The organism is Chryseobacterium capnotolerans (assembly GCF_021278965.1).
GTDB lineage: Bacteria > Bacteroidota > Bacteroidia > Flavobacteriales > Weeksellaceae > Chryseobacterium > Chryseobacterium capnotolerans.
In genome coordinates this window covers 3,976,097-3,989,230 of record NZ_CP065589.1, presented here as the reverse complement: position 1 = coordinate 3,989,230, position 13,134 = coordinate 3,976,097, and the positions used below count along the sequence as shown (strand labels likewise).

The following is a 13,134-nucleotide window of genomic DNA, read 5'->3' as shown; positions in this document are numbered from 1 at the left end:
GCTTTGCTCCGCCCTTATTTATTGTGTTAAGATTTATTCTCCAGCAATAATACTGTGGAGATTTTGCTTTAAAGTTTCCAGATGAGCTTTCTTTTCATCAATTGTGTTGTATGTATCTCTTAACAAAGGGTTTTCTCTTGATGGTTTATTGAAGAATGAAAGGTTGTTTTCAAGTTTAACGATTTCAGCTTCAAGATCAGAGATTTGATTTTTGATCTTTCTTGCTTTATCAGTAAGTTGATTTTCAGATAAACCTTCTTCTTTAAGCTCAAGTTCATTGATCTTATTGATCTTCAATTTCTCTCTTAAAGTCTTATTGAATTCAGAGTTGATGGCAATTTTATCTCTTGGTACTTTTCCAATATTATTCCAAGCTGTTTTGATTGCTTCAATTTTTTCGATGCTGCCCTCATCATTGGACACGGTTTTCAATTCGTCAAGAAGGGCTTTTTTGTTCTTATAATTTTCTTTCCAGTTATCAGTAGAAGTATTGCTCTTTTCTCTGTAATTGTTGAAGAAAGCGTTACAAGCGTCGCGGAATTCATCCCAGATCTTATTGGTCATGCTCTTTGGTACGTGTCCAATTTTTTTCCAGTCTTCCTGAAGCTTTTTGAACAATGGAACAGCAATATCCCATTCTTCGTTATTCTGATTATCCTGAGCCGTCTGGATTAATTTTAATTTTTCTTCCAGGTTGGCCTGTTGAGAACCTTTTAAAGATTTATAATAATTGTTTTTTGTAGTATTAAATCCTCGAAGGGTTGTTTTGAAATCATTCCAGTTTTGATTGGAAAGCTTTCTAGGAACGCTTCCGGTTTTTAGGAAATCAGAACGCAAATCTTCAACTCTTTTGATAGAATTCTGCCAATAGTTGTGATTAGGTGTTTCAGAAGGTTCTGAAAGTTTTTTGATCTCAGCGATAATCTGAGTTTTCTTTTCAAGATTGGCAGTCTGCTCTTTTTCGATGGATGCAGAAAGTTCAGATTTTCTTTCGTGAATTTTATTGGAGATTTCTTTGAATTCTTCCCATGTTTTTTTCACGGAACTCTTCAGCTACAGGTTCAGCTTCTTCTTTCCAAAGTTTATGAAGATACTGAAGCTCATTTAATGCCTTTTGAATAACAGGTTCGTTTTCCAGTTCTTGAGCACGGGCAATAATGTGTTGTCTTTTTTCAAGGTTGTGGCTGTATTCCTGCTCCAAAAATTCCTTATTCAGATCCAGCATTTGATAAAACTGGTTCAGATGATGGAAATAATTATTGTTAAGGATTTTGAATTCAGATTTGGCAACCTGGCCGGCTTTTGACCATTCCTCTTTAATTTCACGGATAGATTTGAAAAGATTGGTTCCCGGTTCGGAATTGGTATATAGATTTTTTAACCTTTCAATAATGTTTTGACGGTGTTCCAGATTTTTCTTCTGTTCCTCTTCCTGTCCTTTTTGGAATTGGTCATGTTTTTCTTTGAAAATATTGACTAAAGCTGAGAATTTTGCCTGTGAAGGGTGTTCATAACTGAATGTTTCAGCAGCATTTCCCGCTTCTACAAACTCGTGCTTTTTATCTTCCACTTCATCATGGATGTGATGACTTGCTTTTTCTTTTAGCTGATTGAATTTTTTAGAATTCTCACCGGCATCAGGTGCATTAATGAGTTTTTCCATTTCCTTCAGGGCATCAGCCAGAGAAATCTCAACATCTTCATGTTCTTCCAGGTGTTCAGCATCATCTTCATGAGGGGGTGCATCATGAGAAACTGTGTTTTCTGATGTCTCCTGAGATACTTCATTAGGATTTTTCTTTTCTTCGTTTTCAGAAAGATTGTTTTCTGTAGTCATAGCAAATCTTTTATGTGAGTGGCGTTAATATCCTTTAAATATAGCTGTAAGGCCAATTAAAGTACTAATTTATGTTATTTTTTTTGAAAATTCCAAATTTCCCAAGCTTTTTCTGCTTGTTGTTCAAGCATATAGTAACCGTTTACTGTTTTTGCTCCTTTTTCAGAAGCATTAAGGATAAATTGGGTATAGTTGGGGTTGTAAATTAAATCAATAATTAAGTGTTCCGGGGAAAGTGCATCAAAAGGAAAGGCCAGACAGTCTTCAACATTTGGAAATGTGCCTACCGGTGTACATTGGATAATAATCTGATGCTCCTGAACAGTTTCTTTATCCAGATTTTCAAAATTGATTTCTGTACTTCTTGAAATGGTTTGGGATGGAATATTAAGTTTGTCCAAAACATATTTCACCGCTTTTGCTGCGCCTCCATTTCCCAGGATTAATGCTTTATTCTGGGATGGTTTTTTGTGAAGGAGAAGGGTCTTTTCAAAACCGAAAGCGTCCGTATTATATCCGGTTTTTTTACCATTTTGGATTAAAACACAGTTTACAGCACCTATTTTTTCAGCTTCATCACTTAATTCATCAAGATAGCTGATGATTTGTTCTTTATAAGGGATGGTAACATTAAAGCCTAGTAATTCAGGGGGAGGAGAAAAGGTTTTCTACTTCATTGATTTCATTCAAATCAAAAATATCATAGGAAAAACCTTTAAGCATAAGCTTTTGGAACTTATTTTCGAAGAATTTTTTAGAAAAAGAATAGGAAATATTTCGTCCTATTAATCCTAATTTTTTATTGGAATCCATACATCAAAATTAAAAAAAAGACCGGATAAATCCGGCCTTTGGTTTGAAATATTTTTTAATAATTATTCTACAATAAATTTGGTAGAGAAATTATCTGTTTTTAAGATGTATGTTCCTTTTACTAAACCTTTAAGGTTGATTTTGTTTGAGTTTTTGAAAGGATTGGCAATGGTTTCAATTACTTTTCCTGAAAGATCATAGATTTCAGCTTTTGAAATTTTGCTAAGGTTTTCACCTTTTACAAACAGTTCATTGTTTCTTACCGGGTTAGGGTAGATCGTGAATTCTGATTTATCTTTCTTCGTTTCAGAAGTTGCTAATGCTCCGCTGTAACATGTCCATTTAAGATCATCTATTGCTACTCTGTTGCTGCTGCTTGGGTTTACAATTTTAATAACAGCACTTCCAGTGATGTTTACATTAATTGTGGTAGTTGTCACTGATGCACTATAAGGAATCGTTCCTACAAGATTATCATTCACAAAAACATTCAGGTTAGCATCTCCTCCATTATATTTCCTTTGAGTAGTTGCTGTTAATGTCTGAACTCCACCTGGCACAGCAGAACTTGTTAAAGTTCCTCCCATAATGGTAATAGCCTTACCATTAATCGTTTCATCTGTTCTTGCTGATGTTGCAGTCCAGTTTACATTATTGTTTGTCCATGTTCTGGTTTTATAATCACTTGCATTCGCAGGAATATTGCTGAAATTCTCATCACCACAGTTTCCTACATTAACTGGTCCGTCAAGAGTAGTTCCTGTTACAGTGTTGCTTTGTGGGGAAGTATTTCCAAATGCATCTTTAGCAATTACATAGAATGAATATTGGGTAAGAGGTAATAATCCGGATACTGTAGCTGTAGTTGATGTTCCAGATACAGTAGATTTAAATGTATTATTTACATAAATATCATAACCTGTTACTCCAACATTATCTGTTGATGCAGTCCAGCTTAATGAAATAGAATTTGAAGTTGGAGTGTTGGTGGCTAAATTCGTAGGTGTTGTAGGAGCCTGGTTGTCAACTGCGGCAGTTCCCCAAATTAAATCTACATAAGTAGGATTATCAATGAATGGGTTTCTGTTCCCTTGGTATGTATAGGCAGCGTTATTTCTATTTATTTCTTCCGGAGATACAGGATCCATGGCATTCCATGCTAAAAGCTGTTGAAGTTCCCATGCTTGAAGACCAGGGAAAGCTGAGCTGCCAAGCATATTACCAGAGCTGAACCCAGAAAGTTTGTCCTCATATCTTGTTACAAAATAGAAGATCATTCTAGCTACATCACCCTTAAAAGCATCAATGGGTTCAAAAACAGTCCCTGAATATCCTGGTGATACTGAATTACCTAATTTAGATTGGTTTTGAGAAGTAAAAGTAGCCGTTCCTACTTTTCCAAATGGATAATTAGATCTCATACCATTCACTTTTCCATCGGTAGGACGGATAAAGTGAATATCTGCAACCATTGGTGAAGCTTTATTAAATAAACTTTGAGGAACAATATGTTCTCTGTTATAGCAATCACTTTCATTAGAATAGGTTCCACATTGATCACTACCTACAGTGAAGTTGTATGGATCTGGTCCATTAGGTTTTTCAGAATAGATGTCTAATATGGTTCCGTCGTTCTCAAAATTCGTATTTGTATCACGATCAGTTGTGTAATAGGCTGTCCATAAGCCTCCATAACCTTTATCTTGGTGACCAAAAGCAATGATCCCTTGAAGGGCTGTTTTAAGAGGAGCTCCTGTTAAACCTGCAGCAGCATTATAATAACCAGCTGGGGCTTGTGCAAATCCATTAATGAATGCAAAGCTCAATAAAAAAAGGATAAAATTCGTTTCATTTTTTTAAAATTGGGGCGTAAAGGTACAAAAAAATGAAACCGGAAAAGGGTTTTAGTGTTAAATCTATAAACTTAGTATATTAATTTTTAGTAATATAGTCTTTACTGATCTTTGAAAAGAACCATGAAATGGCAATTCCAAATATAGAGGCAGTAAGAGCTACAATAAGATAATTCTTGCCTACTATTTTGACAGGGAAGGGTAATACTTCATTGGCTCTGAAGAATTCTGTGTAAAGCTGGAAATAACATAAGGCGGTTCCAAAGATTAAACCGGTAATCACTCCGGAAACAACAATAAGAAGTCCGGTGTAGAAATAGGTCATTCTTAGGTGGCTTAAAGGAAACCCTAAAGAAATAAGAGATTTTGCCTGTTCTTTTTTATCAAGCTGTAAGATAATGATTGCTCCGGCAAGATTAAAGGTAGTGATGAAAATAACCAATGCAAAGATCAGGTAGATGAATAGCTTTTCAGTATTAATCATCTTCCAGAAGGCCGCATTTTCCTCTTCTTTTGTTTTTATTTCAATGTTTTTACCAAAAGAAGAGAGCAGGTTTTGTTTTACAGCATCAGCATTTTCCGGATTTTTTAATTTAATAACAATCTGGTACGCTGAATTTCTGGGAAGACTTAATAATTCTTCCGCAAGTTCAATAGGAGAGACAATATAGTTGTCAAGTTGATCTTTTCCTGGGAAAACACCGGTTACCAGAATATCTCTTTTGTTGTAAATATCATCTTCTTTGTTAATGATCCCAGTTCCTGGTTTTGGCATGAAGATGGTCGCATAATGATTAGAAGAATCCACTGGAATAGATAGTCTATTGTCAAGACTGTTTTCCATCAATACTTCATTAGAGTATTTGAAACTTGGATACGTTCCATAGAATATCTCTTTATTGATAGGATTTACTTTGGTGTATGCAGAATCAACACCGCGTAAGAAGGCAATATCACCTTTTCCATTAAAACTGATGTATACCTTTTCTTCAATAATTCGGGAATGGCTGCTTATATCTTTATTATTGCTTAAAACCTTATTAACCTGATCCAGATTTTTAATGGTTTTACCTGATGCGCTTTTTAAGGTCAGGTCAGCATGAAGGTTGGAGATTAAGTCTTTGTTCAGGTCCTCAAGTCCTGAGAAAACTGAAATAATAACGAACATTGCGGCCACAGCAACCGTCATAGCACCTACTGCCAGCCACGTAATAAATGTAACAGCGGTACTGCCTTTTTTGCCAAAAGGTATCTGGATGCTATGTAAAATGCAATATTCTTCAAGATCTATAAAACTGGATTGTCGCCTTCGCCTCTTAATTCTCTATCCAGTCTTTCTACGTCATCAAGAGCAGTATCTAAGTAAAAGTTAAGCTGCGGAATGATACGGACCTGTTTTGCCATTTTCTGGCCGATAAAATTTCTGTATTGAGGTTTGTTTTCTTCAATTTCCTTCATGACCGCTGTACGGTGTTCCTGAGGGAAAATACTTAAATAAATTTTAGCAATTCCTAAATCTGCCGTTACTTTTACATCTGAAACGGATACCAATATACTTTGTTTGCTGTCAGCAGCCTGTTTGCGGAAAAGTTCTGCGAAGTCTTCCTGAATGATCTGTGCTACTTTTCTTTGTCTGTTACTTTCCATAATTTCTGCAAATTTACTACTTTTGTTTGAATTGATACTTTGAAATTCAGCTACAGTATCAAATTTACGAATTAATTATATTTATTAGTATTTATGAAACTAGAACATATTGGTATCGCTGTAAAGTCTTTAGGGGTTTCTGATGAACTTTTTGCTAAATTATTAGGAAAAGAATCCTATAAACAAGAAACTGTGGAAAGAGAAGGAGTGGTAACTTCTTTTTATGAAACCGGAGAAAGTAAAATAGAGCTTTTGGAAGCCAGCAATCCTGAAAGTCCAATCTCAAAATTTATCGAAAAGAAAGGCGAAGGGATCCATCATCTTGCATTTGGGGTTGAAAATATCCTGGAGGAAGTAAAAAGATTAAAAAAAGAAGGATTTCAATTTATCTCCGAAGAACCTAAAGAAGGTGCTGATAACAAATTAGTTGTATTCCTTCATCCAAAGTCAACAAACGGTGTGCTGGTAGAACTTTGCCAAGAAAAGCAATAAAAAATTTTGTAGTGAAAGAAATTTTACTATTTTTGCAAACACAAAATTTAACCAAGTTTTGAGGTCCTATAGCTCAGTTGGTTAGAGCACCTGACTCATAATCAGGTGGTCCCTGGTTCGAGCCCAGGTGGGACCACAGAAAATCAAGCACTTACAGAAATGTAGGTGCTTTTTTATTTTCTTGAGTAATGTAATCGAGGAATATATTTTGTGATTATCTCTTTCTCATAGTTTCATTATTTTTTGATAAACTGTACAGCTTGTGAGTTCTCAAGTTTCAGCCAGTAATTTCCTTTATTGAGATCCTGAACATGAATTCCTTTGTCTGTATAGAATCCTGTTTTCATTTTTTGTCCAAGGGAATTAAAAATGGTAAATTTCTCATTCTTGAAACCGGAAACATAAAGGATGTCTGCAACAGGATTTGGAAAAGGTTTTATTGGTGTGGCAGAAGATACATTGTCTGTGTTCAGTGTTCCCGTTTCGTAGTTTACCTTCATATTCACAAGCTCTGCAAAAGCAACATTTTGGGCTGAAATAATAAAACCTTTATTACCATTTACAAAGACATCTGTAATAGAATGAATATTGGCGGGAAATTTAAACATACCATTGGTGCCAAATGTAAGATCAGGGATTCCGCTTGCGTTATATTTTAATATGTTTGAAGTATAGTCTATTGGTGAATCACTTTTACGGTAAATTGAAAAAATATAAATGTTGTGATCCATTTCCATAATCTTGTAAGGAATATGTGTTGACCATTGCCCAAATCCGGATTCAACAACTCCTGCATTTCCGAATGAAGTATCAATTGCTCCTGATCGTAAATACCTGGCAGCTCTCAGATACTTATTGGCAGCACTTACATCTACGTATTTGGCGATGAGAATTTTACCATCATCCTGAATATTATAATCGTAAATGTAAATATCTTTTGGAGTATAGATGTAACCATTATCACCAAAACCTGAGTCTGGTGTCCCATTTAAGTAGTGGCAGATCCAAACATCAGTTTGTTGGCTGTTACCAGATTGGTCATAGTAAGACAACGTTGCAAAATTGTAGACTTTACCATTTTTTATTCTGGTTTTTTTTAGATCAACATAGTTATAATCCCTGTTGATCAATACTGAGCTGAAGCCATTATTCCCAAAGCTTGTATCAATAGTGCCGTCAGGAAAGATTTTACAAAGATTGATATACGCTTTAAAACCGTTCGTAATATAGGTTGCTGAATTGTAAACTACAAAAATTTGATTATTTTCATCTTTTATCAAGTTTCCATAAGCCATAGTATTTGCAGTAAAAAGAAAATCAGCCAGTTTAAACCCATTTACACCAAATGAAGTATCAATAGTTCCATTGCTTGTGATCTTAATTAAATAGGCTTTCATATTTGCCGAACAGGAAAGGATTATAGAGTTATCATCCAGCATTACTGATCCATTAATCATAATTTGCCCTGTGTTATTTGGAAGATTGGGTATAGATAAAAGTCCATTATTTCCAAAATTTGCATCTGGTGTACCATCAAAATTATATTTTGTTACAAAATATGTTTTCGTAGTAAAAGAGCCAGTATCATAGTAGCCTACATTTACAGTTTTCTGATCGGAAGTATAGAAGGTTTTGTTGTTATATTCTTTGTTTGCGTTTGGAGGTATATCTACATATAGTCGTCCATTTGTTCCATAGTTGGTATCAAAAACTTGACTTTCAATAGAAATACAGCTTAATAAAAAAAAGAATAGAAGTTTTCTCATAATTAAATTATTAGTTTTTACAAAAATAGTTTTATATCCTTAAACTAAAGAATTTTTTATATGTATAATATTTTGATTTCCATTTTATTGAAGGTTGGTATAGCAAATTACTCCTTCCAACATTTAATAATTTCAGAGAATATCATGTTAAACATATGTTTAAAAAAAGCGTAAAGAATAATTAAAACTCAGTTAACAGCTTTTTTCTGCAGATCCTGTTGTTTTGCAGAAAAAAGTAATGATGGAAAATAACAACCAACTTAACAGAAGAAGGTTTCTTAAGAATTCACTCTTAGCAGCCGGAGGACTCTTTATTGCTCCTCTGATTATAAGCTGTAGTGATGATGATTTTACTGACAATGGAAAAGCTCCTGATGATCTTAAAAATGCAGGTTTTGATACCGGAGTAGCCAGTTTTGATCCCACAGCCGCTGGAGTTATTATATGGACAAGATATTCTGGAGGAGCTGATGCAGAAATTACCTGGGAAATAAGCAGAAATAGCAATTTTTCTGAAGTTTTGAGAAGTGGTAAAGCTAGTGCTTCAATTGCTAATGACTTTACAGTAGCCGTAGATGTACAGAATATTCCGTCCAATACTCAATATTATTATAGATTTTATAATCTTAAAACTAAAGAGGTTAGTGTAACAGGAGAAACCATTACATTACCATCTAAAACAGATACCGTGAACGATGTGAAGATGGCGGTAGTATCATGTTCTAATTTTCCGGCGGGACTTTTCAATGTATATGGAGCGGTTGCCAAATCTGAAGCAGATGTTGTTGTGCATCTTGGAGATTATATTTATGAATATGCACCGGGACAATATGGAACCAACCCTTATACCAACTCGTTAGGAAGAGCACATAAACCTGCTAAAGAAATCCTGAATCTTAACGATTACAGAGAACGATACAGACAGTACAGAGGAGATAAAAATCTTCAATTGGCTCATCAGAAAAAACCTTTTATCTGTGTATGGGATGACCATGAATTTGCCAATGATACCTATAAATCCGGAGCAGAAAATCATCAACCGGATGAAGGGAGTTTTGAGGCAAGAAAAAAAGCTGCATTCCAGGCTTACAGCGAATATATTCCTCTCAAAACGGGAAAAGATCTTCGAATTTACAGAAGTTTCAATTTCGGAAATATTGTATCTCTTTATATGATGGATACAAGAGTGATTGCAAGAGATAAACAATTGGAGTATTCAGATTATCTGGATAATACCGGAAATTTTGATCAGGGAAAGTTTAAAGCAGACTTTTTAGATCCCAACAGAAAACTGATCGGAAGCGAACAGATGTCGTGGCTAGGCTCACAGATCAATACTGATGCCGCTAAATGGAAGGTTTTGGGACAACAGATCTTAATGACCAAAATGATGGTCCCAGCAGAACTATTAATGCTATTGAACCAGATTTTAGCAGAAATAAAAAACCATGGAAGTGCCCAGCCAGCAACAATGCAGGCCCTTCAGAATACCATTGGACAGTTGGTCGTCATAAAAGGAAGATACAAAGCTCAGGACCCCACCCTTACTCCACAGGAAATAGCAAGAATAACCACTACATTACCTTATAATCTGGATGCCTGGGACGGATACTTCATAGAAAGAGAGCAATTGTATTCTATCCTTGCCGATAAAAAAATTGTTGTGCTGGCAGGAGATACCCATAATGCATGGTTGGGAAAGCTTACCAATGCACAAGGGAAATTTATAGGAACCGAGTTAGCCTGCAGCTCTGTTTCTTCGCCAGGACTTGAAGGTTATCTTGGGATTACCTCAGATCCTACCCAAGCGATTGCTCTGGCTCAGGCATTTTCTTCACTGATTGATGATCTGGAGTATGCCAACCTTTATAAAAGAGGCTATCTGCATGTGAAATTTACTACCGGAAGTTCTGACGCAGAATGGAGGTTTGTAGATAATGTGACTTCTGATATTTATAATGTTTCTACAGAAAAAAAATATACAATTTCATAGTTTTTTAAGAATAGATCTTATTTTCAATTTTGTACAGAGCTTCAGATAACACTGGAGCTTTTTATATGTTCATTTTTTGTCATATCTTGAACAGATGCAAGAGAATTTTAGAAAAGAGTTTGTACCATTAGTCTCCCAACCTAGCTGGTTAATCACTTGTCCGATTAATATTTTCTTGGTTGTAAAAATATAGAAAGATAAACCGGAAAATGTATCCGTTTTTCCTGAATATGTATCATAAGGATACTGTTCAAAATATTTAATTTTACCCATTATTGAAAGACTGTACAATGAGTATAAAAATATTAAATATACCCGAATTCTGTCAATACCTGAATGTTGGCAGTCTGAAAAGTGATGATCTTCACATCGTAGATTTTGAAAAGCAGAATGATATCAGGCTAAAATCTGAGCCGGTAACTATTGATTTTTATCTTTTGGCTATCAAACCACCGATGGAAGTTAAGTTTGTTAGTCGTCAGCTTCTGGAAGATCAGTCAGATTCATCTTATATGTATGTGGATTGCCCGCAAAATACGCTTGAGTGGGAGATTGCACCACCATTTTCAGGTTTGTGTATTATGATGGGGGCTAAATATCTTGAGAAATATGCCAAAGATTATAGCTTTGTACATTATAACAATCATGAAGCTCTTTTCCTCACTAAAGAAGAAGAAAGTATTTTGTGGGATCTCTTTATAAAAGCAAACCACGAATTTCAGAAAGAATATTATTCAAAAAAGGTTATCATCTCTTATGCCAACCTGATTCTTACTTACGTTAAAGATTTTTATGACCGTCAGTTTGATACCCGAAGTGAGATTTATCACAGGGTAATCGATGAATTTTACAAAAATCTGGATCATTATTTCATAGACAATGAAACTCTTGCCGGCTTGCCTTCTGTAGCCTATTTTGCACAGAAAAGTAACCTTTCTCCCAATTATTTCGGTGATCTCATCAAGCACTTTACAGGCAAATCACCATTGGATCATATTCATGATTACGTTGTAAAGCTGGCAAAAGATAAACTCAAGAATACAAGTCTTTCCGTAAGTGAAATATCTTACAGCCTTGGGTTCGACTATCCTAACTATTTTGCAAGATTCTTTCGCAAGAAAACAGGACTTTCCCCAAAAGTTTTCAGGAATCAGTAAACAGTTTCAACAATATAATAAAAGGCAGCTCAGCGAGTTGTCTTTTACTTTTTCAGAAGCTTTTCCGGCTATGCACTCATACTCCTCGCGCCAGCACATCCCATGCTTACCTCCCCAACTTTCCAGTTTGGCTGCGGGGTAACCGTTACTATCCGGGCTAATATATAAGTAATGAGTAATAAATGATGAGTAATATTAAAAAACATCTGTCTAAATCTGAGCAATCTTTGGGAAATAAAATTCTGCAATCTAATAAGGATTGTGACTAACCACAAAAGTCGCAAAAAATTAAACACTTAAGCGATTTTAAGTTAAAAGCTTTGAGTACAAAAAGTACACAGAAATTTTTGAAAATTTATGATTTTCATATCCGAAGTCATCTGCGAAATCTGCGAGAGATGAAACTTTAGCAGTTCTGAAAAATACCCAAAAACATCATCTGGCTTTCGCTAAAAATTACAATAGAATCAGTAAAATACAAAAAGTAAAATGTATCTGTTTTCAGGTAATGTGTCTCCTTTCCAAGGGAGCATGCCTTGCTACCTTTGATTTGTCAAAATAAAAGAAGAATATCCGGGAAAAAGAAGTTAAAAATAAAATGTTACTTCATCCGGCTTCTTTTTAAAAAAGTAACAAAAAAAATATAAAATCATGTCACAGGAAAAAATCAGTATTAAAAACACAAACGCCCAGGAAATTATCCTATCAGCCGTCATTAATTTCCCTGAAGAGTTTGATCATAACAAAAAATATCCAGCAGTCATAGTGTCCCATCCGGGGGGCGGAGTAAAAGAGCAGACCGCAGGCTTATATGCTAAAAGATTAGCTGGATATGGATTGATAACAATTGCATATGATGCTTCTTATCAGGGAGAAAGTACAGGAGAACCACGCCAATTGGAAAATCCTTATATCAGAACAGAAGACATAAGTGCAGTAATTGATTACCTTACAACCTTATCTTATGTAGATGCTGATAAGATCGGAGCTATGGGAATTTGTGCAGGAGCAGGATATACAGCTAATGCAGCTATCAACGATCATAGAATTAAGGCTGTGGGAATGGTGAGTGCTGTAAACATCGGATCCATGTTCAGAAACGGATGGGAAAACAATGTAAAAGATGCCGATGCATTACCTTTTTTACTAGCAGGTTCTAATGCAAGAACAGCTGATACAGGGAACACAGAAATCCAGACTATTCCTTTAGCCCCAATGAGAGAAGAGGATGCACCAAATGAAGAATTGAGAGAAGCTTGGGAATATTACCATACAGATCGTTGTCAATATCCTACAGCACCAGGTTTTGCTACAGCACGAAGCCTTTCGCAGATCATTTCTTATGATGCTTATAATAAAGCAGAAGCATTCTTTACACAACCTCTTTTAGCTATAGTAGGAAGTGCTGCAGGCAGTGCATGGATGAGTGATGATCTGCTTGAGCGTGCTGCTTCTGGTGATAAGAGAAAATATATCATTCAAGGAGCCAATCATATGTCTTTATATGACAGAGAAAACTATGTGAATGAAGCGGTAAGTCAATTAGCACCTTTCTTTCAAGAGAAATTAATATAAA

At 35.3% G+C, this 13,134-nt stretch carries 7 protein-coding genes, 1 tRNA gene and 3 pseudogenes; 5 read left to right on the top strand and 6 right to left on the bottom strand.

The genetic code is table 11. The features are described from left to right. Positions 1-33: 33 nt before the first annotated feature. The 5 genes and pseudogenes from H5J24_RS19190 to rbfA all read right to left on the bottom strand — a co-directional run bounded on the left by H5J24_RS19190 (position 34) and on the right by rbfA (position 6,150). Positions 34-1,837 (bottom strand): annotated as a pseudogene (locus H5J24_RS19190) (DUF349 domain-containing protein). A gap of 74 nt (positions 1,838-1,911) precedes the next feature. After that, positions 1,912-2,650 (bottom strand): annotated as a pseudogene (locus H5J24_RS19185) (shikimate dehydrogenase family protein). 62 nt (positions 2,651-2,712) lie between these two features. Beyond that, positions 2,713-4,476 (bottom strand): endonuclease, encoded by a 1,764-nt coding sequence (locus tag H5J24_RS19180; protein ID WP_232815784.1) that lies wholly within the window; start codon positions 4,474-4,476, stop codon positions 2,713-2,715. Positions 4,477-4,582: 106 nt separating this feature from the next. Beyond that, positions 4,583-5,787: pseudogene (locus H5J24_RS19175) on the bottom strand (ABC transporter permease). A gap of 3 nt (positions 5,788-5,790) precedes the next feature. Beyond that, the gene (rbfA, locus tag H5J24_RS19170) at positions 5,791-6,150 is read right to left on the bottom strand and encodes a 30S ribosome-binding factor RbfA (RefSeq protein WP_068939931.1); all 360 of its coding nucleotides are present in this window, start codon (positions 6,148-6,150) and stop codon (positions 5,791-5,793) included. A gap of 93 nt (positions 6,151-6,243) precedes the next feature. Here rbfA and mce point away from each other — a divergent pair, with 93 nt between their 5' ends. Both mce and H5J24_RS19160 read left to right on the top strand, forming a co-directional pair. Beyond that, complete coding sequence (gene mce / locus H5J24_RS19165; RefSeq protein ID WP_047095995.1) at positions 6,244-6,642, top strand: methylmalonyl-CoA epimerase; 399 nt, start codon at positions 6,244-6,246, stop codon at positions 6,640-6,642. Positions 6,643-6,704: 62 nt separating this feature from the next. Next, positions 6,705-6,778, top strand: a tRNA-Ile gene (locus tag H5J24_RS19160). A gap of 100 nt (positions 6,779-6,878) precedes the next feature. Here the strand turns inward: H5J24_RS19160 and H5J24_RS19155 are convergent. Continuing rightward, positions 6,879-8,408: a T9SS type A sorting domain-containing protein gene (locus H5J24_RS19155; protein WP_068939929.1), complete on the bottom strand. Its 1,530-nt coding sequence runs from the start codon at positions 8,406-8,408 to the stop codon at positions 6,879-6,881. 238 nt (positions 8,409-8,646) lie between these two features. Here H5J24_RS19155 and H5J24_RS19150 point away from each other — a divergent pair, with 238 nt between their 5' ends. The 3 genes from H5J24_RS19150 to H5J24_RS19140 all read left to right on the top strand — a co-directional run bounded on the left by H5J24_RS19150 (position 8,647) and on the right by H5J24_RS19140 (position 13,133). Next, positions 8,647-10,401 carry an alkaline phosphatase D family protein gene (locus H5J24_RS19150; protein ID WP_082810987.1) on the top strand — a complete coding sequence of 585 codons (1,755 nt, stop codon included), beginning with the start codon at positions 8,647-8,649 and terminating at the stop codon, positions 10,399-10,401. A gap of 290 nt (positions 10,402-10,691) precedes the next feature. After that, on the top strand, positions 10,692-11,558 hold the full coding sequence (locus H5J24_RS19145) for a helix-turn-helix domain-containing protein (protein WP_068939925.1): 867 nt from the start codon (positions 10,692-10,694) through the stop codon (positions 11,556-11,558). A gap of 651 nt (positions 11,559-12,209) precedes the next feature. Beyond that, on the top strand, positions 12,210-13,133 hold the full coding sequence (locus H5J24_RS19140; RefSeq protein ID WP_068939923.1) for an alpha/beta hydrolase: 924 nt from the start codon (positions 12,210-12,212) through the stop codon (positions 13,131-13,133). Position 13,134: the final 1 nt, after the last annotated feature.